Raw genomic sequence first — 23,847 nt, forward strand, 5'->3', positions numbered from 1 at the left:
GTCTATCCATATTGATGACGGGAGGATAAACTGATGGATGACTTATATCGAGAATTTGAGTTGCGCAGGAAAGATTTTCCCTCCCTTGATCGGACCTATAACGGTCATGTTTTAGCCTATTTTGACGGTCCTGGTGGAACACAGGTACCGAAGGCAGTGATGGATGCTGTCACGGCTTATTTTACGAATTGTAACGCTAATTCCCATGGTTATTTCGTAACCACGATGGAATCCGACAGGTTAATAGCAGAGGCAAGAAATGCCGTCGCAGCTTTCTTGGGAGCGGAAGGCGGTAATACCATCTCCTTTGGACAAAATATGACTACGTTGAACTATGCCCTAAGCAGAGCCATGGAAAGGTCCTTGCGACCGGGTGACGAGGTTCTCATCACCCAGTTGGATCACGAGGCAAATCGCGGTCCATGGTTGCGACTAAGGGAGCGTGGAGTTATCGTTCGCGAGGTGAAACTTCTTCCAAACGGTACGCTTAATATGGACGATTTTCGCAAGAAGATGACGGAAAACACGCGCCTCGTCGCAATGGGTTTTTCTTCTAATGCCCTAGGGACTGTTAACGACGTTGCCACAGTCAGGCGTTGGACCTATGATGTTGGGGCTTACCTTTCGGTCGATGCGGTCCATTACGCCCCTCATTTTTCCATAGATGTTAAATCCCTGGGAGTGGACTTCTTGCTATGTTCTGCATATAAGTTTTATGGCCCTCACGTTGGGATCTTATATGCCAGGGAAGGTTTGCTCGAGCAGCTAGACTGCGAAAGGGTTTGCACTCAAGACCATAAAGCTCCCTATCGCATCGAGACCGGCACCCTAAATCACGAGGGCATAGCTGGAGTCAAGGCTGCCATCGAATATATCTCGACTTACGGGAAGGGCAATACTTTGAGAGAAAAACTTGTATCCGCTATGGAAAAGATATCCTCCTACGAGCACGAACTTGCTTTGTACGCCTACAAGAACTTGGGATCCATTCCCGGCGTAACGATATATGGTCCACACTTTGATGGAAGTCGCCGCGCCCCTACCATATCCTTCACCCTTGAGGGTCATGATCCCATCCAGGTGTGCAAGCATTTGAACGAAAAGGGGATACTGGCATGGGATGGTCACTTTTATGCGATACGTCCCGTAGAAATATTGGGATTGCTTGAAAGTGGTGGCCTTACGAGGATCGGCATTTCTTTATACAACACGAAGGAAGAGGTAGATAGGCTCGTAGATGCAGTTAAGGGATTGAGTGCGAGATAGACGCAAAGGCCTGACAATGATCTGTCATAAGTATTTAAAGCATTGACCCTATCCTTTTTTGGTGCAATAATTCATTTTGGGATTGTTGCAACATTATGTTTTGTATATTTTATTAAGGGGAGGGAAAGTACGTGAAAAAAGCCGGTAGTTTTGTTTTGATGCTCGCGGCTGTGGCGCTAGTTGTTTTATGCGGGTGTGGTGTGTCGTATGCGGCAGCGCCTTTTCATATTGGCGTCATGACTGGAACCGTATCGCAACAGGAAGACGAACTTCGCGGTGCCGAGAAACTGATGGAGATATATGGGGATGAGGCCCACGGAGGTATGGTAAAGCACGTCACCTATCCCGATAACTTCATGCAAGAGATGGAAACTACGATAAGCCAGATAGTAGGCCTTGCGGATGATCCAAAGATGAAAGTGATCATCGCCAGCACGGCCGTCCCGGGCACCACCGAAGCATTTAGGAGGGTCAAGGAAAAAAGGCCGGATATATTGTGTTTAGCCGGAAACTCGCAAGAGGATCCGGGCGTCATATCTTCTGTAGCTGATCTGACTGTGAATGCGAATGATATATATAGGGGTTACCTCCTTCCCGTCGCTGCCAAAAAGATGGGCGCAAAGAACTTCGTTCATATTTCCTTCCCCAGGCACATGAGTTATGAGCTGCTTTCAAGAAGGCGCAACATAATGGAAGCTACATGCAAGGACATCGGAGTTAATTTTCACTTTGAAACGGCACCAGACCCGGTGAGCGATGTCGGTGTGGCTGGAGCCCAACAGTTCATATTGGAAAAAGTGCCCGCATGGCTAGAGAAATATGGCAAGGAAACTGCCTTCTTCTGCACTAACGACGCTCAGACCGAGCCGTTGATCAGGCAAATTGTAAATTACGGAGGATATTTTGTCGAACCCGATTACGCCTCTCCTTTAATGGGATATCCGGGAGCGCTGGGATTGGATTTGACGGCTGAGAAGGGCAACTTCCCGGAGATAGTCAAAAAGATAGAAGAAGTTATAAAGCAAAAGGGAGCTAGCGGACGACTTGGCACATGGGTTTACTCTCATCCCTATGTTGTCACGGCCGGCTTAGGTGAATTGGGAAAGAGGGTAGTAGAGGGAAAGGCTAAACTCACCGTCGAGGATTTCATAGCTGCGTGCAAGGGCATTACGCCGGGCATAAAGGTTAACGGTAGTCGTTATACAGACGTTAGCACGGGGGTTGAAAGGACAAATTACATCATGGTTTACCAGGATACGTATGTATTTGGCAAAGGATATCTCGGCATGACTGAGATAGAGGTACCTAAAAAATATCTTTCAATAAAGTAGGAGCATTTGGCTAGATAAACAACTATATATGCAACAACAGGAAGAGGGGGGAAACCCCCTCTTCCTGCGTTAAAGTGAAAGTGTTATTTTAAAGTACAGTTAAAAGATAGCAATATGATCATAAAAAATTGCTGAAAGATGTGATAAGTTTGCTTTATCTAATGATTTCTTAATAATAGGAGGTAAATTGATGAAAGTATACTTAAAATTACTTTACTATAACCTTTGAAGCTATATAATATTTTGTTAGGTGCTATAACTCCATAATTATTAGTGTTATTTACAGCATAATTACACTTAATCTATCGGAGGGATCGAATTATGATCGTTAAGCTCGATATGATGCAGACAGCTGCATTGGCTGCCGTAGTCTTTTACTTTGGTGGTTACGTGAAATCTAAGGTGCCGATATTGTACAAATTTTGTATTCCGGATCCTGTGGTTGGAGGGCTAATTTTTGCTGCTGCTAACTTAATATTCAGGGAAACAGGATTGCTTACCCTGGAGATGGATACCACGTTGCAATCCCCATTTATGATGATATTTTTTACATCGATAGGATTTACGGCGAGCATCGAACTGATAAAAAGAGGAGGGCTTCAGGTTGTAATTTTTTGGTTATGTGCTGTGGTGCTCTGTGTAATTCAATGTGGGGTTGGTGTTACTCTCGCTAAAATATTGAATCAAAACCCGCTTTTAGGCTTAGTGACCGGTTCTGTCACAATGACAGGCGGACACGGTACGGGAGCTGCCTTTGCCCCGCTGCTTGAGGATCTAGGGTTGAATGGCGCTATGACAGCAGCTATGGCTGCTGCTACATTCGGGCTTGTGGCTGGGTCGTTAATCGGAGGTCCCATAGGAAGATTCTAGATAGAGAGAAATCACCTTCAACCTCATCCGGAGAAGTACGATCTCGATTTTGTAAATGGAAACGGGGACGAAAAACTTTCATATGATAGCTTGATGAAAAATTTCGCCTTTTTGCTGGCTGCCATAGGATTAGGCGCAGTGCTGGCGAACTTCTTCAAGAGACACGGGATAACATTGCCGGCATACGTGAGTTCCATGATAATTGCAGCGATTATACTGAACTTGGGTCATTTTACCCAAAAATGGACAATTAACCAGAAGGCAGTGGAAACGATTGGTGCTATAGGCCTTAATATGTTTTTGTCCCTTGCCTTGATAAACCTGAGGCTGTGGGAGCTGTTGGATTTGGCTGCTCCTATGCTTGTAATACTTATGAGTCAGACGTTTATTATGGCAGTTTATGCCATGTTTGTAGCATATAACTTGTGCGGTAGAGACTATGATTCTGCCGTAATAACTGCAGGTTTTTGTGGGTTTGGCTTAGGGGCGACGCCCAATGCCATGGCAAATATGAGGTCCGTTGTTGAGAGGTTTGGAGAGGCTCCAAGGGCATTTTTTGTCGTTCCCATTGTTGGTGCCTTTTTGATAGATTTTGCCAACGCAATAGTAATCACAACGTTTATAAACTACATCGTTTGATCATAGCTTAAATTAAAATGTCCGGGCTCATCAAAGCCCGGACATTTTAATTTAAGCTATTGTCCTTATGACATCGTATCTTTTATCATCGCTGGCAACGAAACCGTCGACAGGAGTTTTAAGCCCTTGAAATTCCTTGAATTCTACGAAGGCATTTTGTAATAATGAAGCTACTTCGTCAGGCATATTTGGATTGACCGCTATGGCATCCTTCGGTATATCCTCCGTTTCAGCTATGATTTCCAGTGCGTTCACATCTAACCCCTTGGCCTTTGCCATATCCATTGCTTCATTGTATGTCGCTCCGGCGTCTATTTCGCCGCTCAAGACTGCCTTAATAACATTATCGTGAGTTCCCATAAAAGATACCTTGCTAAAGATCCTGTCCGGGTCAAGACCGTTGGATTTCAGTATGTGCCTTGCGTATAAGTATCCCGATGCGCTTTGGGGGTCAACGTAACCAAAATGCTTTCCCTTTAAATCAGATAGGGATCGTATGCCGCTGGATTTCTTGGTAATTATATATCCTCTATAAGAAAACTTGCTATTAACCCTTGGTGTTGCTATCGGTTTAACTCCTATTTTTTTGTGTGCCGTTACATAGGCGAAGGGGGAAAACCATCCGACGTCGATCAAGCCCTTTGCCATCCCATCTATTAAGGCATCGTAATCCTTCACGATGATAATTCTTGCCTTATATCCAATATTTTTACATAGTCTCTCAAGGATAGGGGCGTACATTTGCTTTATGTTTTCGGGGGATGTAAAGGGATTTACGCCAAATATGATTTCTTTATCAGTTTTAAGATTGGCCATCAATGTCTGTAAACTTAAGGCCGTATCGCATAGCTTATCGCTAAATTGCGCTAATTGAGCGTTTTTGTCCTTTTGGATATCGATATCTTTGGAAAGATTTACAATTGTATTGTAAGTTTCTTCTACTGATTTTGCAATTGAATTTGAAGCCCCTTCGATCTCATTTAAAGCCCCCATTTGGGTTGATGACATATCTGTCAACTCGGTCAAGGCAGCTCCGATTTTTTCTATGGCGTTTTCTATTTTTGTAATAATTTCCCTGGAAAAAGCTGATACTTTTTCAACTTCTTTAAGCTTATCTATACATGAGTTCATGGCTGTATTTGATCTCGATACTCGGTCATTGATCTCCTTGATTATGGGTGAGATTTCGGCCACAGAGTTCTTGGTTTCATCTGCAAGTTTTTTGATTTCCAACGATACTACGGAGAATCCCTTACCTGTCTCTCCAGCTCTGGCTGCCTCTATGGAGGCGTTTAGAGATAACAAGTTTGTTTGTTTTGCTATCGAGCTAATATATTCTATTATCTTATTGATCTTTTTGGATGATTCCTGAAGCTTTAGGTTATCATCTGAGGCCATACGGATGACTTCTATCAATTCGTTCAAAAGAGGGCTTAAGTTGTCTAGCGTATCCTTGTCTTGTTTCAACATGTCTCTTGCTTGTATGGAGCTGTTTTCTATATTTAGAATACTATCACGTATTTTGGATGTTATGCTGGATAATTCATTTATACTGGCAGTTATTTCTTCCGTGCTGGCGGCATTTTGGTGGCTGTATTCCTCAATTTGCGCAAATATCTTTGAGATTTGGTCGAAGGTTTTCTTGGTATCTTTGGAAAGCCAGGAAATTTGTTGGGTGTCGAACCCCATTGTCTCGGCTACGGAAAAAAGTCTGTCGTAAACTTTTTCGTCGAGATTAAATGTTTGTCGACCTTGGTCTGGGGACCTTAATTCAAGCGTTGCCGTCAGTTGAGGCTTGAGGGGCATTAAGGGTTTGACCCCTTCTTTAAGATGCCACTTAAATGATGCAAAAAAGATTAGAGGACCTGTCAAGACTGTTGCAACGGCCATTATGAACTTGGTGATGGGAAGAAGATACAAGATTAACTCCAATATGGCTATGCAGATTATGCTTAAAAGCCAAACCTTTTTCGATGGCACCTCGCTCACCTCAATCCATTAGGCAATCATTGATATTCATCGGGTATTAAAACAAATTTGCATTATATTATACTATATCTTAATGTGAACTAAAATTACAATTTATTGATCCCTCGTAATTTATGATTACTCCGGTAATTTCTTTTTATTTTGTAATGTCCACATAAAGAGTCGGCACCCTATCTTTAAAGACGGGGACTGTAGACCTTGCTTGGTCAACCTTGCAAACGTCTATATCTACGAACCATAACCCCTCCAAATTGCCGGCGTCCAGCAAGACTTCACCCCATGGATCTACCACCAATGACCCGCCGTCAAAGGCGTCCTTTCCCGTAGCGCCACATCTATTGCAAGATATCACGTACATCTGGTTTTCGATAGCCCTCGCCTTAAGCAGGATATCCCAATGCTTGGCCCTGGCGGCTGGCCACTCAGCGCTGATGAAGAGAGCCTTTACGCCTTTTAATGCATAACACCTTATCCACTCGCAGAAACGTAAATCGTAACAGATCACGCAGCCGCTTTTAAAACCTTCCCAGTTGAATGTGCAGTCCCTATCTCCTGAAGCGAGGTATTTGTCCTCGTCCATTAATGGGAATCTGTGGACCTTATCATAATAGGCGATCAACTCACCGCGGGGGTCGATGACTTGAGCTCTATTTTTGATGCCTGCTGAAGTTTTGGCTAAAGTGGAGCCGCCTATAAACCATATGTTGTATTTTTTAGCCAGATCACCTAAGAATGTAGCTGTCTCGTTGCCTTCATCTGAAGCGAGTGCTTGGGCTTTCTCCAAGGCGTAACCGGTATCCCAAAGCTCAGGAAGTACGATAGCTGTAGGTGATTTAGATGGAACGAAAGCTCGGCTGAGCAACTCGTTTACGCGCGAGAAGTTGGCCTTCCTATCACCGACTTGGACATCTAGCTGCAATATTCCCACTCGAAGCATAAGTTTCCCCCCTATCTTAATTTGGAAAAGGCACCTAATTAAATGTAATTGTTGAGGAGGTTTATGTGAAGGGGCCATTTCAGCAGAATGCAAATGGCCCCTTTTGAGGTATTAAATGACACTATTATATATTATATTGCTTCGAAGCATAGCCTTTCGATGCCAAGTATTTTGGGTGGCAGCGCTGCAGTTGTGCCGTAAATGTAAGGTTTTACGCCGTATTCTTTGAAAACGTCCAATATTTCGTTTAATGTGCCGTTGATTAAAGTAGAACCCGTTATAAGGCCTATATGACAGTTTTTTGCCAATTCAACGAGGCATGATGAGCCGTTCAATATCTTTACGCCAAAAACTTCATTGCCTATGTTGTCAGGATTTAAGTCTGTCACAAAAACCCTATCATTTCCGAAAAAATTTACCATGTGCTTTACGATGGCCGGCTGGTATCCGATTATGCCTATGTTGATCTCGGATCCAAATTGGGAGGCTATATATTCAGCCATTTCTCGTCCGCATTTATCAGGGCCTTGGTCTTTGCAGTGGATTGTACGATCGCATAAATTAAGCAACCGCCCCAAGGCGTTAGCTGTGGCGACGAAAATAGCTCTATTTTTCTCCGAATCCAATGATAAATTTAATGCTTCATCCAGCGTACCGCGCCAACGAGAGGGGTATGAAGTGAAGGCCTGTCCCTTAAAGCCAATTATAGTGGCTTCTGTTAATCTCTCTTCGCCTCGCTGCAAGGCAAAATCCTTATAAGGAGTCGGATCGCCTATGGCTTCCTTTACGCCCAACGGTTCTATGTGGACAATTTGCATCAAAAGGTTTGGTCGATTTACAATTTCTGCCAACAGCTTTTTTCTGATTGCTGTGAGTAAATTCAATTGCTCATCTTTATTAGCGGGTTTAAAAGTCATTTTGAGATCTTCCCCTTTTGCGACTTATCAGGGATTACAAATCCCCACTTGACCCAAATGGGAGTTGCGTTTTCAGAACGACAAAATGCCCAAAACTTACGCGCACCATCATCGGCTTTAGCTGTAAGTCCTCCTACTTGTTCTATGACCATATCGGGAATAGATGTATAGCTGCCTCCGGCCTTGATAGCCATGCTTAATGGTATAAACGCCATTTCGGCGGTTCGGGCTTTTACCGCCGCTACTGCCTGTGGTGCACTTCCAACAAGTATAATCCTTTTTTCATTCATTTTTCTATCCCATAGGCCTATTTTGTCAAGATATTGTTTCGCTAAGTTGCCGTAGGCTGTGGTTTCTGGGTCCGGGATCGCGATTACCGCTGTTTCTGTCTGGCTTACGTCAATAGGATCGGATGAAACATGCCACAGGGTGAGTTGTCCTATGGCAAAAGTATCGACTTCAGTTAATAATCCTTTGTCCTTTAACCAAATTGGCCAGCGTGGCTCGGAAGCCAAAAATAGTTCGTATGGTGCTCCTAATGCTATTTGTCGTGCCAGGGGACCGCATGCTTCTTTTACTAATTCAACAGGTTCTCCTCCTGCTTTTACGTAAAGATCTACGACCTCTTCCACGCAAGGGGCTATCCCTGCGGCTACGGCTACTACATTTGCCATCACGGGTGAACTGACTAGAAACAAAAATACCGATGCTACCGCGAAGATCTTGCCGGATCGTTTCATGACCTATTCCTCCTTATAAAGGCTTGAAGTTTGAATGGTGATTATGAATTAAGATAACACGGCCAATTATAAATTGCAACAGTGTTGCAATATTTGGTAGGCTGCATCGTTATTAACTCAGCTTTTTGTTGCTAAAGTGATTAAATATTCTGAACTTGCTTGCAAAGACGATTTTTTGCTTTGTTTCCCCGTGGACCATGAGGGTTCTATGATCGAGATAAAGGATTTTATAGAAAAAGAGGTAGGCAAATAATGTCGACGGAGTTATCATCTACAAACTGGAGGATAACAAATTTATACTTTGGCAGCCCTTTATTATTTAAACGAATAAATAAAATAGGAGGTCATTAAAGTGGACAAGAAAAAAATTCCAATCCCAGATTTCAAAGAGCTTAAAAGGCAGGGCAAGAAAATTAGGATGGTAACGGCCTATGATTATCCAACTGCTGTCATAATAGAAAAGACTGACATTGAGATGATATTGGTAGGCGATTCGCTTGGCATGGTAGTTCTGGGTTATGATGGCACTGTGCCGGTTACGGTAGAGGATATAATTCACCACGCAAAGCCCGTCGTCAAGGGCGCACCAAATACCCACATAGTTGCCGATATGCCATTTATGTCTTATCAGGTATCCATTGAGGATGCCATTAGAAACGCAGGAAGACTCATAAAGGAATCAGGTGCAGATAGCGTTAAGCTTGAAGGGGGCCTGGATTATGCCCCAACTGTTAAGGCAATAGTAAAAGCAGGTATACCCGTTATGGGACACATTGGCCTAACTCCGCAGACAGCAGGAAGCCTAGGTGGCTTTAAAGTGCAGGGCAAAGACGCAAAAGCAGCTCAAAATCTAATAGACAGCGCTATAGCTTTGGAGGATGCAGGGGCCTTTGCCATTGTCCTTGAATGCATTCCTGCACCGTTGGCGAAGATCATCTCTCAAAAGCTCACTATTCCTACGATTGGCATTGGCGCCGGCGTGTATTGTGATGGACAGGTCTTGGTGACTCAGGATATGCTGGGATTATTTGATAGGTTTGTTCCAAAATTTGTCAAGCAATACGCGCAGATTGGCCAATTAGAGCTGGAGGCCTTTAATAAATATGCAGAAGAGGTTGCACTGGGCGTCTTTCCCGATGATGCTCATAGCTTCAGCATGAAAGAGGAAGTAATAAAACAGTTAGAATGTTAATTTATAGCTGTACTGCTACACTTGATGTTGAGGTGTAGCGGTACAGCTTCAAAAGGAGAAGGATTACCATGAAAATTGCCGTCTTAGGATCCGGAGCTATGGGTTCAGTCTTTGGGGGCTTACTGGCCGAACATGGTCAAGATGTGGTGTTGATAGATACGTGGAAAGAGCATATCAATGCAATAAACAAAAATGGGCTGCATTTAGAAGGCATTGGCGGCGATAGGTTTATAAACGTCAAGGGAGTTTCTCCGGCAGATGAAATTAAGGATCATGTTGATCTCGTGATCGTCTTTGTCAAATCGCCCTTTACCGAGTCTGCAGTAAAGGGAGCTTCACACATAATTGGCGAAAACACCATGATTATGACATTGCAAAATGGGCTGGGAAATGCAGAAAAGATCGCCGAGATAACTGGTAGCAGTAGGATCATAGTTGGCATTACCAATAACGGTGCAACCCTTATTGAGCCGGGTCGCGTAAGGCATGCCGGATTGGGCGAAACTGTGATCAGCCCATTTGATGGAAAAATATTTCAGAGAATAAAAGAAATTGCACAGATATTCACCGAAGCAGGGCTTCCAATGAGAGTTTCGGATGAAGTTACAGTTCTTGTATGGGATAAGCTTATGGTCAATGTCGGCATTAATGCTCTGACCGCTGTTCTTAAAGTTCCAAACGGTTATCTCGTTGAACATACAAGCTCAGAAAAGCTTCTCGAATATGCCGTAAGGGAAGCCGAGAAGATATGTAAGGCAAAAGGCATACAATTGAAACATGATCCCGTCCAACATTGCAAAGACGTTGCAAGGGCAACTGCCGCAAATTATTCTTCGATGTATCAGGATGTGGCCAAAAAAAGAATTACGGAGATCGATTATATAAATGGTGCCGTAGTTAACGAGGGCAAAAAACTGGGCATTCCCACCCCCGTGAACGAAACCCTTGTTTTGCTCATAAGGGCCATTGAAGAGGGGTATTAGATTGATCTAAATTACGCCAAGCTACGCGATCTTGCGTTAAAACAAAACAAGTTGCTTTGAATAGGGGCGAGGAGTCCTTTTAAGCCGTTTTTGTGAAGGAGGTTCTTCCGGAAGCAATTTTCCGCCAATCGTAATGAAGTTCCTTGCCCGTTTAAGGGATATGCCTAATGCCCTTAATCCCTGTTCGTCAAGGTAGTCTTCTCGCCTTGCCTTTATTATCTTTTTGGCCGTTTTCGTGCCGATGCCCGGGACAAGTATGAGCCTTTCATAGGGAGCCTTCTTGATGTCCACGGGAAACAGGTGCATGTTTCTCAATGCCCAACACATCTTGGGGTCCATGTCTTGCGATAGGTTTTCGGAGCCCTCGAAGATGTCTTCGGCTTTAAAGCCGTAAAACCTCATGAGCCAGTCTGCCTGATACAGCCTGTGTTCCCTCAAAAGGGGAGGATGTTCGATCTTAGGCAGGACGTCGTTTGAGTTGATCGGGATATAGGCAGAGTAATAGACCCGCTTTACCAACCTGTTTGCGTAAAGCTCGTGAGAAAGCTTGAGAATAGTTTTGTCCGACTCCGAAGTTGCTCCTACTATCAACTGCGTCGAGGCCGATATTTGTTTTTCGAGCTCCAGGGTGTAGTTTTTGGCAGATTTTAAGGCGTTAAGGATATCATTTTTCGATTTTTCCGGAGCCAAAAGCTTTAAGCTGCTTTCTGTGGGCAGCTCGATGTTGCAGCTAACTCTATCGGCAAGGATCATGGCCTTCCTTATTAAATCGTAAGAAGTCCCAGGGATGATTTTAAGATGTATGTATCCTTTAAAGCCGTATTCGTTCCGGAGCATTTGCGCCGTGGAAATGATTAACTCCATTGTATAGTCAGCGTTCCTGAAGATGCCGGAGCTTAAGAACAATCCTTCTATATAGTTTTTCCTGTAAAGGTCATAGGCCAGCTGAGCCAACTCTTTAGGTTCAAAAATAGCCCTCTCTATATCATTTGAACGTCTGTTATAACAATACATGCAGTCATTTACACAATAATTGGTAAAAAGCACCTTCAATAGAGGAATGTATCTTCCGCTGGCACATGGGCTGTAGAAGATAAAGTCCTTTATGTTGTTACTGCAGCTTTTATTTTGAAGCTCTTCTTTGCCCTTTCCGCACACTCTATCGTATTTGGCAGCCTGGGCCAGTAATATCAGCTTATATTCTGTTCTCAATCGTATTCATTCTCCAGTTATGCTTTTAGTTTTTTAATTCCATTTCCCTAATTTATAAATCAACCCCCACGTTTCCTTCTATTTTACCCTACATAAGAGCGCGTGGTAATCTAGGTATGTCATTGCAATCTGTGAGAAAAGAGATAGGCCATCCAAACACAAGTTTGGATGGCCTATCTTAACGCCTCGCAATGGCAGTAGACTCAGGTGTATTGATCTCAGCTGAATCAATTTTAAACTGGGCTGCCATTTTGTTAAGATCTTCCACGAACCCTCGCAAGTTTTCGGCTTGTAATTTTATTTGGACGACTTCATTTTCTGCTGCTACTAGAGTGTTATGGACATCTGATGCTAAATGTGCAGTTTCCGATGTATGACTTGCTATCTGATCTATACCTGATGCGATTTCCTCTATGGATGCCGATTGCTCCTCTGCAGCAGCTGCGATGCTCTGAATAACATCAGTGATTTTAGAAATTTCCTGCAAAAATTCATAAATTTTGTTCTTTGTATTGAAGATTTTATTTATGATCAAGTCAAGTTCTTTAGTGGATTCCTGAGATGATGTTACTGTTTCCTGTGATTTTTCCAAAAGCCTATTCATGGTTGTAGAGATTTCCGAAGCTGCCTCGCTTGATTTTTCAGCAAGCTTTCGTACTTCTTCAGCCACAACAGCGAACCCTCGGCCTGCGTCACCGGCTCTTGCAGCTTCTATGGCTGCATTTAATGCTAATAAATTGGTTTGAGAAGCTATATTAGAGATAACGTTCACAAATTCTGATATCTTGGATACCGTTTCAACCAGGTCTTGAACATTCTGCATGCTTTGTTGGGAATATTGTCCTACGGCTCGTAATTCCTTTACCGATTCATCCATTACCGAAGCCGTGATCTTGGCGGTCTCGAAGACATTAGAGGCTGCATTGGCTCCTCTAGTGGTCTCACGTGCAGATGTTTGGGCGGCAGAGCTTACTTCCTCAATCCCGGCATTTGTTTCTTCTACTGCTGAGGCGTTTGATTCGGCTATGCTGTTTAGGTTGTTCATATTCTTCCGAATCTTTTGCATGACTTCTGTGGTGTTTTGACAAACCTTAAAAAGAGTGGACGCATTTTCCGTCAGTTTATTGCTAATGGGTATTATCCTTTTGACAATCTCTTTCATTGATATAGAAACCTTTCTAAATGCCTCAAAAATTTCGCCAATCTCGTCATTTCTGCTAATGTCAAGTGATACAGTCAGATCACCATTAGAGACTTTGTCGGCGTAAGCAAGTAAATTTGCTAGGGGGCGGTTTACTCTGACTTTAATAACATACCATATTACTAAAGATAGAAGCACGATGGCAATTAGTACAGAAGTCACAACAACTTTCAATACGGCATCACGCGTGTCGTAAAATTCAGCTTTTGGCATCATGGCTATCATCTTTATGTTAGTATTGCCAACTGGTTGAATGGCGGCCACGTAAGTATCATTTAATGCATTACCTGAATATATTTTATCCGCTGAACCATTGGATATGGCTTTGCCTATTTCGGCAAAAAGTCCCTCTTTTTCCTCCGTAATTTTGGCTTTAAGGTTTTTGTCTTTATCCGGAAAACACATATAGTATCCTGCCCCTGTAACCAGGAAAGCTAAGCCCTTTCGACCAAATTTAATTTCGCCTATATATTGATCAAGATTTGCCAGGCTGATGTCCATGGTCGTAACGCCTATACGTTTCCCGTCTTTTATGATTGGCGCTACCGAAGTTATCATTAATACGTTCGATACGGGATCAATATAAGGTTCGGACCATTTAAGACCTTCATCGCCGGTAAATCCCAATTTGTACCAATCTGCATTTAGGTAGTTAACTGCATCAGTATTATATTCCCATGACAGTATTATGTTATTGTTTTCCTTATAATAAAAAGGACCATAATACTTTGAGTCAGCCTTATAAATATAGGGTTCAAGCCAATACCCACCACTGACAACTTCATCGTGTTTTTCAAGGAATTTTTTCATAATTGGTCCGATTAAGTCTACGTCATAGTTATCGAGTGCCTCAATGTCATAAGCAAGGTAGGACGCTGCCTTGCCTGCTGAAAGAAAGTCATTCATCATCGCTGCCTTAACCTTAACCTGTTCTACGAGCTGCGCGCTCATTGACCTAGTAAGAGCTTTTTGAAATAATGTAACAGTGGATAACGCAAGCATACAGAATATTAATATTAAGACTGGAATGACGAGAAAAAGGATGCTCCAGCTTAACCTTCGGCACCCCTTTTTATCAATCTTAGTTTCCATCAGAAACACCCCTTTTGTTTTTTGATTTTAAGATTATGCTTTAAAAAGCTGTGTTAAAATATTATAAAATACGTTTCATTGGTTTACAATATCACTTTTAGCAATGGATTCTTTCTAGGCAAGGCATAACTGAAGGATTGATTCCTTTGGGGCAAATTGTTTTTATTGGAAATATGTTAAGAAAATAGCATTGAAAATTCGGATAATTTCCCCAATGAAAGTTTTTCGGTATCAATTTCTTTGGCCTCTAAAATCCTATACTTACGGCCTAAAATTGGACATTCGAACTTAAGAACCATTGATAGTTCATTTAATATAGAGAAAGGAGATCGTTAATATTGAGCAGTGCAAGGCTAATAATTGCGTCCAACAGGTTGCCATTTACCGTTGTAGATAGCAACGGGAGATTGGAGTTGAAGGCGAGCGCTGGAGGGTTGGTGACGGGCTTAAGTGCCTATCTTGACTCGCTTCAGCATTCGGCATTTACGAATCTTGTCGAATATGTATGGCTTGGATGGCCCGGCGCATCCATAGATGATGAGCATAAAGATGGCATAAAGGAGGTTGCCGCAACCAGGTTTAATGCCTATCCCGTATTTGTACAGGAAGAGACAATGGAGGCCTTTTATCACGGTTTTTGCAATAAGACGATATGGCCCTTGTTTCATTATTTTCCAAGTTACGTGGTTTATGAAAGCGAGAGCTGGGAATCCTACAGGGAGGTAAATCAATATTTTTGCGACGCCATCATGGAGGTGCTTCGCCCAAGTGATATACTTTGGATCCATGACTATCATTTGATGTTGCTTCCCCGCATGATAAGGCAAAGGATGCCAGATGTTCCCATAGGATTTTTCCTTCATATCCCCTTTCCGTCTTTCGAACTGTTTCGTCTATTACCCAAAAAATGGGCAGCGGGGATACTTGAGGGGCTTTTGGGGGCAGATCTGATTGGTTTTCACACTCACGATTACACTCAGTATTTTTTAAGATCGGTGCTTCGTATTTTAGGCATCGAGGCGAACATGGGACAGATGTTCGTCGATGGAAGGATGGTCCAAGCCGATACCTTTCCTATGGGCATAGATTTCCATAGGTTTAATGACGCCGTGGTCTCAAAGGAAACCGAGATGGAAAGAGAGAAGCTGAAAAATACGCTTTCCGATTTTAAGACGATTATCTCGGTGGATAGGCTTGATTACTCGAAGGGGGTTTTAAACCGGCTTGAGGGCTTCGAGCTTTTTCTGAAAGACAACCCGCAATGGCACAAGAAAGTGGTACTGTTGCTTGTGATCGTGCCTTCCAGGATTGGCGTCGACCGTTATCAGACAATAAAGACTCAGATAGATCAGATGGTGGGTAACATTAACGGTAGATTTGGAACGTTTAATTGGATGCCTATCATATATAAATATGGCCACGTACCATTTCATCAACTTGTTGCCCTTTATAATATGAGCGACGTTGCATTGATAACGCCACTCAGGGATGGGATGAACTTGGTATCCAAAGAATATGTAGCTTCCAGAAAGGATGCAACAGGTGTATTGATATTAAGCGAGCTTGCGGGTGCCTCTAAGGAATTGGTCGAAGCTGTGTTGATTAACCCTAACGACAGGGGAGAAATTGCCATAGCCATTAAAAATGCCCTTGAGATGCCCTTGGAAGAACAAAAAAGCAGGATTGAAAAGATGCAAAGCAGGTTAAAGAAATATGACGTTGTTAAATGGGCAACGGATTTTATCGATGAATTAAAGGATGTCAAAGAAGGGCAAAGCCGATTTCGAACCAGGATGCTATCCGATGTAGTTAGAAGAAAGATCATAGATGATTTCGTTGGAGCCAACCGATGTATGATTTTTTTGGATTACGATGGGACTTTAGTACCTTTTGCAGATAGCCCCGAAAAGGCAGTACCCTCCAACGAAGTTTTGGATCTTTTGAAAGATTTATCCGAGATTCCCGAGGTTGATCTCGTGATCATCAGTGGTAGGGATAGAGATACGCTCCAAAAATGGCTGGGAAACCTAAACGTGGGCTTTGTCGCCGAACACGGTGTTTGGCTTAAAGAGAAGGGAAAGGAATGGCAGTTGCTGAAGCCTATGAGCGCTGAGTGGAAAAATAAGTTAAAGCCATTACTGCTGCGTTATGTTGATAAAGTCCCTGGATCCTTTTTAGAGGAAAAGGAATACTCTTTAAGTTGGCATTACAGGAAATGTGATCCCGAACAGGCAGTCGATGCTGCCAAAGAACTAACGGATCTATTGCTGCAGGTAGTGGCCAATACTGAAGTGCAGGTAATTCAGGGCCATAAGCTGATCGAATTAAGGCCATCTGGCATAGACAAGGGAAAGGCAGCGCTTCATTTTCTTTCAAGGGCCGATTACGACTTCATCTTGGCAATTGGAGACGATAGAACCGATGAAGATCTCTTTAAAGAACTGCCTTCTCATGCCTGGACCGTTCGCGTGGGGATAGTTACATCTATAGCAAGGCTTAACGCCGTAAGTTATAGAGATGTTAGGAGCTTGCTGAAAGAGCTTAAAAATTGCATAAGAGGTGAAAGGTGATGGAAAACGGGTTCAGGTTTTGTACGGAATCACACCTCGTTAAGATGCTTGCGATAAGGGCCAAAAATCCCATTCAGCTTTTAGAAGGCATTAAAAAAGTGCCGTCTGCTTCGATATATTATCACACCCACAGGTTTCTCCAGCAGCACTATTACGCCTCTCCGGAACCACCTAACGACTTTGCCTACTGGATATCTAACGTCCTTGGCCTGAGGGAATTAGGAGAGAGCATTGCAAGTGTGGAGATAGTAGATTTCGATTCTTTAGATGAAATTAGGAAGGAGTATATCAAAAGGTTGGAAGAGCATATCTTTGGCGGCAGGAGCATGATAGATTGCGTTGAAGGGCATGAATTTCACTTCTTGAGCTGCAAGACATTTGTCCATCCTACTCCCTTTGTTGCGACAAATTTAGATGAATTTAAGGACATCGTCGGAAAAATATACATAAACTCCATTTATTTTCACATCTTTGAACCAAGATTGCGGTTTCAAAGAAAAGAGAATGATTTTTCTGCATGGCTGAGAAGCATTGGAGAGGAAATGTCAGCTGATCGGATAAGCAAACTGGATCCATACGCATTTACCATCGAGGGCCTGAGGAAAAGGATCGTAAATATATTGGAAAGAGATGATTAAGATGGTAGCCGATATCAGGGAATATTCTTCAATTGTAGGGCAAGCAGTCATTGACGAGCTTTTCTACTTGGGGGACAAACTTAAAGGCAAGATAGTGCAAAACATAAATTCAACGGCAGTTGGCGGAGGAGTAGCTGAGATATTATCCAGGATGGTCCCGTTGCTGAAACAGCTTGGAGTGGACGCTCGCTGGGATGTCATCAAGGGTAACGAGGAATTTTTTACTATAACAAAAAAAATTCATAATGCCTTGCATGGTGTAGATATACCGATATCGCTTGATGAACTTTTGTACTTTCAGGAAGTTAATCGGCAAAATGCCGATGAAATGGACCTTTGCGGGGATGTGATGTTCATCCACGACCCCCAGCCGATTGTATTAATCGAAAGACGCGAGGCCATAGGTAAAAAGTGGGCGTGGAGATGTCACGTCGATTTCACTACTCCAAAGGAAGGCGTTATGGCCTTTTTGAAATCGTACATCGAGAGGTACGATTGTGCTGTTTTTTCTGCCCCGGCATTTGCCAGAAAGTTGAGCATACCCCAAGCTTTGATCTCCCCTTCCATAGACCCCTTAAGCGACAAGAACAAGGAGTTGCCTCAGGAAACGATAAACTCCGTGCTGGATCAGTTTGGCATCGACAAGATGCGCCCAATCGTGACGCAAATATCCCGATTCGATTATTTGAAGGATCCCATAGGCGTTATCGAGGTATATAAGAGGGTTAAACGGCACATAGATTGCCAATTGGTTCTGGCGGGTGGCGGCGCGACCGATGACCCGGAAGGAGCAAAGGTCCTGGAAGACGTCAGAAACGCCGCTGCAGATGACCCCGATATACATGTGCTGCTGCTTCCGCCAGCAAAGGACATCGAGATCAACGCACTTCAAAGGGCCTCAAGCGTAATTTTGCAAAAATCGCTGAAAGAGGGCTTTGGCCTGACTGTTGCAGAGGGCCTGTGGAAGGCAAAGCCGGTCATTGCCTCTGCGGTTGGGGGGATCCCTCTTCAAATAGCGCATAAGTATTCGGGAATCCTGACGTACTCAATCGATGGGACTGTCCATTACTTGAAGCAGCTTTTAAATGAGCCCGAATATGCAAAAAAGCTGGGCATCAACGGTAGGGAACACATCAAAAACAACTTCCTAATAACGAGGCACATACGGGACTATTTGCTCCTCTTTTTGTCGTTATACCATGAAGACGAGATAGTTGGGTTGAACTGAATGAGTCTATGCTATGGTCTTCGGACTAAAGTGAAATGTGGCGTGGATTATCAGATATAAAGTACTAATTTGAGTTATAATTAATGTACTTAACTATAATGACATTAAGGGTAAGTCTTTACCGGCGAGGAGGGGAGACGGAAAAACGAAGAGGATGTTGCGTGAAAAGCAGGCAGAAGCTCGAAATCATGGCGCGTCGAAGTAGAAAGAGCCCGCACCGGACGGTCCTGCCAAGGGGTGTGTAGTAAACCAGGATAGGTTGCTCGACCTCATTTACGAGGCCAAGGGGTGAGATTCACAAGGGATGCCTACGCGACAAAGACTTGACGAGCTTGGGCTTTAAAATTGTTAATTGTTTTTGATTTTTATTTGAAATACGCTATCTACGAGAGCTAAAGGAGTTTGTTTTCGCCAAATATAACCTATTAAGCAGGGAAATATAGCCTTTTCATTTCCCTGCCAATTTTATTTACCACTTGATATTCGGCCAAATTATGCGGATTATATTACTAGCAAACAATTCGACACAGATAGGGGTGTTGGTATATGACCGGATCAAGGACAAAGTATTCGATGGCTGAGATTTTGCGCTTTATAATTCCATCAGCGTTGGGCATCATTTTGTTTTTGGTTCCTGTTCCTCAGGATGGCACTCTTAACACAATACTGGGAATCATTATTGATTGGGCAAAAGAAACCTTTAAACCTTTCCTTACTGTAGCGGCAATGGTTTTAGTGGTATTGAGCGCAGTTATTACGTTATATGCTTCTCTTGCAAGACCTAATTTCATAGTCAAAAGCCAATTTTTTAAAGATCTTTTTGTAACTCGTCCTCTTTGGATTACTTCGAGGGTCTTAGGGGCTGTATTTTTCGTCATGATTTATTTTAAAATAGGCCCTGAAGCGATATGGAGCATGGACACGGGTGGAACGCCTGCATTGGTATTAGCGCCTTCTTTATTGGTAATTTTTAGCGTTCTGGCCGCAGCGGTTTCGCTTCTCACGGATTTTGGATTAATGGAGTATATTGGTACCTTAGCACGTCCGCTGATGCATCCTCTTTTTAAGCTTCCGGGCAGATCTGCTATCGATTGTCTTGCATCTTGGCTGGGAAGCAACTCTGTAGGCGTAGTGATAACCACTAGATTGCATGATGCGGGATATTATAGTGATCGCGAGGCCTCCATCATATCGATTTCTTTCTCAGTAATAAGCGTTGCCTACATTTACGTCATGGCGGATTTTGTGGGATTGTCTAACATGTATTTCCAAATCTTGATCTCAATCTATGCGGTCTGCTTCATACTTGCCGTGCTTACCCCACGCATATGGCCCTTTAAAAACATTCCCGATACGTATTCCGGAAGATCAGGACAAAGAATTCCAGAAAGGGAAATCCCTGCCGGATATTCGTTAAAGGATTGGGCTTTGACGTCCGCCGTAGAGAGGGCAAAAGGGGAAGGGCTTAATACGATACTTAAGACATGCTATCAGACTTTTTCGTTTCTTATCGTTAGCACGATGCCGCTTGTCGTATCTTGGGGAACCATTGTGCTCATAATTGCGACCTATACTCCAGTGTTTCAATGGATTTCCTTGCCCTTTGCCTGGTTGCTTGAATTGGTTAAAATACCTGAAGCGTATAAGGTGGCCCCTGCCTTTGTTCTTGCCTATGCGGATCAATTCTTGGCCGCAGTCATCGGAGCCACTTGCAGCACAGTCGCCGGTAAGTTTATGTGTGCCTGCATATCTGCTACAGGCATAATTTATATGACTGAGATTGGGGTTCTGATATTGAATTCTTCCATACCACTAAATTTTTGGAAGCTTACTGCAATATACTTTGTCAGGGCTGTATTATCCGTGTTTTTATTGGCACCATTTGTGTTTCTCTTTTGTTGATGGGGCTTTCGGTTTGTCGATGTAACGGGTTCGTTACTCAAACGTCACGTAAACGTCAGATCGATTTGTTATCATTTACCTGAAGTTAAAAGATCGAAAGCGAGAAGGGGGATAACAATGAGAAAATTTTTAGTGTTTTTGTTGCTGTCAGTTTTGGCGTTGGGCCAGTTGAATGGGATTGCTTCGGCTGCAGGCCTAACTTTAAAGGGATCCACGACTGTTTTGCCGATAGCACAGGCGGCTATGGAAGCGTATGTCGCACTGTATCCAAATACCAAATTTTCGATATCCGGTGAGGGCAGTGGAAACGGGATCAAGGCATTGATTGATGGAACTTGCGATATCGCAAATTCATCTAGATTTATCAAGCAGGAGGAAGCTAAACTGGCCTTTGAAAAGGGGGCATACCCGGTACCCTTTGGAGTTGCCATAGATGCAATTGTTCCTATAGTGCATCCCAAAAATACCGTAAACAACCTTACTTTACAACAGCTTAAGGATATATATAGCGGCAAAATCACCAATTGGAAGGAAGTTGGGGGGGCAGATAAAAAGATAGCTGTCATAACAAGAGATACCAGCTCCGGGACATTTGAAATTTGGGAAGAAAAAATAATGAAAGGCGAGAAGATAACGCCCAGAGCTCAGGTATTGGCATCCAATGGTGCAATCGTGCAGGCGGTGTCCATGAATCCATTGGCCATAGGGTATATAGGAATAGGATATTTAAATAACAGCGTAAAAGGCGTCAGCGTGGAGAAGGTAAAGGCAACTCCCGAGACGGCACGAACAGGGGAGTATCCCATTTCTAGGTATCTTTTTATGTTTACAAGAGGTTGGCCAACGGGAGAAACGATGAGGTTCATAAACTTCATCTTGAGCGACGAGGGACAAAAGATTGTTACTAAGACTGGCTTTGTCCCAATAAGATAGATATTTTAGCGGCAGGGCCTGCTGTATTTATAGGCCCTGCCGCTAGTTTTTGGTTAATCTAAAGGAACGAGTCCTGTTGATTGGGCGGCGGTTACCGAAGAATCTAGTTTGTATAGTTTAATCTCTGCGTGCAACTCCTTGGCAAGTGCTTCCAGCTCTTCGGAGGCATGCTTTAAAGTTGTCACCCGTTCTTCCAATTCTTTGACCGATTTAGTCATTTCATCTGCTTTCTTGCGTGTTGTCTCAACTCCCTGAGCAACCCTGTCTATTGAGGCGGCCATTTCCTGAGTGCTTGCTGATTGTTCCTCGGCTGTAGCGGCTACGTTTTGAATCTGATCTACTATGAGCTCGATGGCCTTAAGCACATCGGATATGTGCGTTTCCATCATCAACGCTTCCTTTTCGCCTGCTCCTGCGAGCTCAACGCCTTTATTGGTAACTTCTACGGCTTTGGAGGTCTCTTCTATAATTGATTTAGCCAAGGCACCTATCTCCATGGCAGCCTTGTTGCTTTCTTCGGCAAGCTTTCTTACCTCGTCAGCTACTACCGCAAATCCTCTGCCATATTCGCCGGCCCTTGCAGCTTCTATAGCCGCGTTCAAAGCAAGCAGGTTTGTCTGGTCGGCTACACCGGAAATGGTGGATACGATACTTCCTATCTGCCCCGCCCGGTCATTCAATTGTGTGATTACTTTAGCAATCTGACGGAACGAGTCAGCCATTTCTGTCACACGCCTTGCTGCACTGGTTATCAGATTGCCGGTTTCTTGGGCATTTCCTCGTAGGATTTCGGCCTGACTGGAAGCCTCGGCAGCTGCTTTTGCAGCTCCTTGAGCAGCTGAGGCCACCTCTTCTATGCCGGCGTTTGCCGAAGAAATGGCATCTGCGTTGTCCTCGGCGATTTCTTTTAATTCCTTTGCTTCTCTGGTTATTACCTCAACAAATTTGGCAGTGGTCTCGGAAATCTCATCCAGGGAATCTGCATCACGTGACAGCTTGTCGCTTCTGGCTCTTAGATCAAGGAGTATTTGTCTCTGGTGCTCAATTAGTTGATCCAATGCCTTTCCTACCTGGGCAAGCTCATCATTTCCCTGCAGAGAGGCCCTTGCGGTCAGCTCGCCCTTGGTCACACTTTGAGCTACGCTTAAAAGCTTGGAGATGGGATTCGTTATGGCCCTAGCTGTGAAGAATATAAATAGCCCTAAGGCTATTAGACATACCACGCTGATTATGAGCAATGTGATTCCAAGTTTTATCAGAGGGTTAAAAATCTCCTTGGTAGTAGCTGTGATCCCTACGGACCAGCCATTGTTGAGGGGGGCAAAAAATATCCTTCTTTGTTCCCCGTTTAGCGTGTATGTGCCGTCAGATTTCTCTCCTTTGATCATCTTTTGAGCGATCGAAACGAGATCTTGCGATACGACGTTGGATGGTTGTGTTAGATTAAGCTTCATGATGTAATCCTTATTTGGGTGAGCTATAAGATTACCCTTTTGATCTAGAAGCATGCCGTAGCCATAACCAAGCAGTTTCTGGGAAGTCACGAAATTTATTACATCATCGATTAAAATATCAGCAGCCACAACGCCTAACAGCTCTCCTTTTCTGTCTCTCGCCGCGATGGCCGCGGTGACTACCAGGCCCTTCACATTCACCGCTTCGTAGGGCTCTGTGAAGATTGCGTCGCTTGATTTTTCTGCTGCTACATACCAGGGACGCTGGCGCATGTCCATCCCAGCAGGTGGCTCCCAACCGGTAGCGCTCATGAATTCATTTCTGGTGGTACACATGTAAATTTCAATAAAGCCCAAGTCCTTATGTTTATCCAAGGTCTTCGTTAGATAATCCTTAATGAGGTAACCGGAAATTCCGTAGTTTTCCCACATGTATGTTATATTTTCCGCCATGAGTTTTACTATATTAGTGTGAATGTCTATCCAGTTGGAAAGCGACGCAGTAGCTGTATCGGCCGCCATTCTTCCGCCTTGATCGATTTGGTCGATAATAATTGCACGGCTTCCCCTATAAAACAATAACCCAACCACGCACAAAGCTATCAAAATTCCAGCTGACAGCAAGATGAGCCTGCGCTTAACGGTCAATTGGCATTCCTCCTATTCATTAAAAATTAGCGGGGTGTTGTGAAGTGTGGATTATTTCCCATGGTGGCAACATGGATAATTATACCTCTGTCGTGAGTTAAGGTT

General features: G+C 43.5%; 16 protein-coding genes and 1 pseudogene. 10 read left to right on the plus strand and 7 right to left on the minus strand.

All coding sequences use genetic code 11. The features are described 5' to 3' along the window. Positions 1–33 precede the first annotated feature (33 nt). From BUQ78_RS07815 to gltS, 3 genes and pseudogenes are all read left to right on the plus strand, one after another. Positions 34–1,266 (plus strand): cysteine desulfurase-like protein, encoded by a 1,233-nt coding sequence (locus tag BUQ78_RS07815; protein WP_074199825.1) that lies wholly within the window; start codon positions 34–36, stop codon positions 1,264–1,266. Between the two features lie 158 nt (positions 1,267–1,424). Beyond that, positions 1,425–2,597 carry a DUF3798 domain-containing protein gene (locus BUQ78_RS07820; protein ID WP_143228420.1) on the plus strand — a complete coding sequence of 391 codons (1,173 nt, stop codon included), beginning with the start codon at positions 1,425–1,427 and terminating at the stop codon, positions 2,595–2,597. A 342-nt stretch (positions 2,598–2,939) separates the two neighbouring features. Beyond that, a pseudogene (gltS, locus tag BUQ78_RS10145) lies at positions 2,940–4,106 on the plus strand (sodium/glutamate symporter). A 51-nt stretch (positions 4,107–4,157) separates the two neighbouring features. Here the strand turns inward: gltS and phnD are convergent. The 4 genes from phnD to modA all read right to left on the minus strand — a co-directional run bounded on the left by phnD (position 4,158) and on the right by modA (position 8,689). Beyond that, entirely contained in the window at positions 4,158–6,086 is a 1,929-nt protein-coding gene (phnD, locus tag BUQ78_RS07830) for a phosphate/phosphite/phosphonate ABC transporter substrate-binding protein (RefSeq protein ID WP_074199826.1), read from the minus strand. A gap of 145 nt (positions 6,087–6,231) precedes the next feature. Then, complete coding sequence (locus BUQ78_RS07835) at positions 6,232–7,032, minus strand: carbon-nitrogen family hydrolase (RefSeq protein ID WP_074199827.1); 801 nt, start codon at positions 7,030–7,032, stop codon at positions 6,232–6,234. 131 nt (positions 7,033–7,163) lie between these two features. Next, on the minus strand, positions 7,164–7,949 hold the full coding sequence (locus BUQ78_RS07840; RefSeq protein WP_074199828.1) for a Rossmann-like domain-containing protein: 786 nt from the start codon (positions 7,947–7,949) through the stop codon (positions 7,164–7,166). Beyond that, positions 7,946–8,689 (minus strand): molybdate ABC transporter substrate-binding protein, encoded by a 744-nt coding sequence (gene modA, locus BUQ78_RS07845; RefSeq protein WP_074199829.1) that lies wholly within the window; start codon positions 8,687–8,689, stop codon positions 7,946–7,948. The genes BUQ78_RS07840 and modA overlap by 4 nt, the downstream gene beginning before the upstream one ends. 352 nt (positions 8,690–9,041) lie before the next feature. Here modA and panB point away from each other — a divergent pair, with 352 nt between their 5' ends. Together panB and BUQ78_RS07855 are read left to right on the plus strand one after the other, a co-directional pair. Further along, the gene (panB, locus tag BUQ78_RS07850) at positions 9,042–9,881 is read left to right on the plus strand and encodes a 3-methyl-2-oxobutanoate hydroxymethyltransferase (protein ID WP_074199830.1); all 840 of its coding nucleotides are present in this window, start codon (positions 9,042–9,044) and stop codon (positions 9,879–9,881) included. A gap of 68 nt (positions 9,882–9,949) precedes the next feature. Continuing rightward, complete coding sequence (locus BUQ78_RS07855) at positions 9,950–10,864, plus strand: ketopantoate reductase family protein (protein ID WP_074199831.1); 915 nt, start codon at positions 9,950–9,952, stop codon at positions 10,862–10,864. Between the two features lie 36 nt (positions 10,865–10,900). Here BUQ78_RS07855 and BUQ78_RS07860 read toward each other — a convergent pair whose 3' ends face one another. Together BUQ78_RS07860 and BUQ78_RS07865 are read right to left on the minus strand one after the other, a co-directional pair. Then, positions 10,901–12,076: a putative DNA modification/repair radical SAM protein gene (locus BUQ78_RS07860; protein WP_074199832.1), complete on the minus strand. Its 1,176-nt coding sequence runs from the start codon at positions 12,074–12,076 to the stop codon at positions 10,901–10,903. A 178-nt stretch (positions 12,077–12,254) separates the two neighbouring features. Further along, complete coding sequence (locus BUQ78_RS07865; RefSeq protein ID WP_074199833.1) at positions 12,255–14,369, minus strand: methyl-accepting chemotaxis protein; 2,115 nt, start codon at positions 14,367–14,369, stop codon at positions 12,255–12,257. 338 nt (positions 14,370–14,707) lie between these two features. Here BUQ78_RS07865 and BUQ78_RS07870 point away from each other — a divergent pair, with 338 nt between their 5' ends. The 5 genes from BUQ78_RS07870 (at position 14,708) to BUQ78_RS07890 (ending at position 21,640) form a co-directional block, all read left to right on the plus strand. After that, on the plus strand, positions 14,708–16,939 hold the full coding sequence (locus tag BUQ78_RS07870) for a bifunctional alpha,alpha-trehalose-phosphate synthase (UDP-forming)/trehalose-phosphatase (protein ID WP_074199834.1): 2,232 nt from the start codon (positions 14,708–14,710) through the stop codon (positions 16,937–16,939). Then, a complete protein-coding gene (locus BUQ78_RS07875; RefSeq protein ID WP_074199835.1) occupies positions 16,939–17,577 on the plus strand; it encodes a DUF5752 family protein in 639 nt (212 codons plus the stop codon). Before BUQ78_RS07870 ends, BUQ78_RS07875 begins: the two co-directional genes overlap by 1 nt. 1 nt (position 17,578) lies before the next feature. Next, the gene (locus BUQ78_RS07880; protein WP_318259586.1) at positions 17,579–18,805 is read left to right on the plus strand and encodes a glycosyltransferase; all 1,227 of its coding nucleotides are present in this window, start codon (positions 17,579–17,581) and stop codon (positions 18,803–18,805) included. 546 nt (positions 18,806–19,351) lie between these two features. Further along, on the plus strand, positions 19,352–20,707 hold the full coding sequence (locus BUQ78_RS07885) for a YjiH family protein (protein ID WP_074199837.1): 1,356 nt from the start codon (positions 19,352–19,354) through the stop codon (positions 20,705–20,707). A 117-nt stretch (positions 20,708–20,824) separates the two neighbouring features. After that, positions 20,825–21,640 (plus strand): phosphate ABC transporter substrate-binding protein, encoded by an 816-nt coding sequence (locus BUQ78_RS07890; protein ID WP_074199838.1) that lies wholly within the window; start codon positions 20,825–20,827, stop codon positions 21,638–21,640. 53 nt (positions 21,641–21,693) lie between these two features. Here BUQ78_RS07890 and BUQ78_RS07895 read toward each other — a convergent pair whose 3' ends face one another. Continuing rightward, the gene (locus BUQ78_RS07895; protein ID WP_074199839.1) at positions 21,694–23,742 is read right to left on the minus strand and encodes a methyl-accepting chemotaxis protein; all 2,049 of its coding nucleotides are present in this window, start codon (positions 23,740–23,742) and stop codon (positions 21,694–21,696) included. Positions 23,743–23,847 lie beyond the last annotated feature (105 nt).

Origin of the sequence: Acetomicrobium flavidum, from assembly GCF_900129645.1 — a bacterium.
GTDB classification, from domain to species: Bacteria; Synergistota; Synergistia; order Synergistales; family Acetomicrobiaceae; genus Acetomicrobium; species Acetomicrobium flavidum.

Excerpts from the sequence above, each read along its gene's own strand:
- BUQ78_RS07885 (WP_074199837.1), top strand. The coding sequence starts at position 19,352 with ATGACCGGATCAAGGACAAAGTATTCGATGGCTGAGATTTTGCGCTTT.
- BUQ78_RS07840 (WP_074199828.1), bottom strand. The coding sequence starts at position 7,949 with ATGACTTTTAAACCCGCTAATAAAGATGAGCAATTGAATTTACTCACA.
- BUQ78_RS07890 (WP_074199838.1), top strand. The coding sequence starts at position 20,825 with ATGAGAAAATTTTTAGTGTTTTTGTTGCTGTCAGTTTTGGCGTTGGGC.
- BUQ78_RS07820 (WP_143228420.1), top strand. The coding sequence starts at position 1,425 with ATGCTCGCGGCTGTGGCGCTAGTTGTTTTATGCGGGTGTGGTGTGTCG.
- modA (WP_074199829.1), bottom strand. The coding sequence starts at position 8,689 with ATGAAACGATCCGGCAAGATCTTCGCGGTAGCATCGGTATTTTTGTTT.
- BUQ78_RS07880 (WP_318259586.1), top strand. The coding sequence starts at position 17,579 with ATGGTAGCCGATATCAGGGAATATTCTTCAATTGTAGGGCAAGCAGTC.
- BUQ78_RS07835 (WP_074199827.1), bottom strand. The coding sequence starts at position 7,032 with ATGCTTCGAGTGGGAATATTGCAGCTAGATGTCCAAGTCGGTGATAGG.
- BUQ78_RS07865 (WP_074199833.1), bottom strand. The coding sequence starts at position 14,369 with ATGGAAACTAAGATTGATAAAAAGGGGTGCCGAAGGTTAAGCTGGAGC.
- BUQ78_RS07875 (WP_074199835.1), top strand. The coding sequence starts at position 16,939 with ATGGAAAACGGGTTCAGGTTTTGTACGGAATCACACCTCGTTAAGATG.
- BUQ78_RS07855 (WP_074199831.1), top strand. The coding sequence starts at position 9,950 with ATGAAAATTGCCGTCTTAGGATCCGGAGCTATGGGTTCAGTCTTTGGG.
- BUQ78_RS07815 (WP_074199825.1), top strand. The coding sequence starts at position 34 with ATGGATGACTTATATCGAGAATTTGAGTTGCGCAGGAAAGATTTTCCC.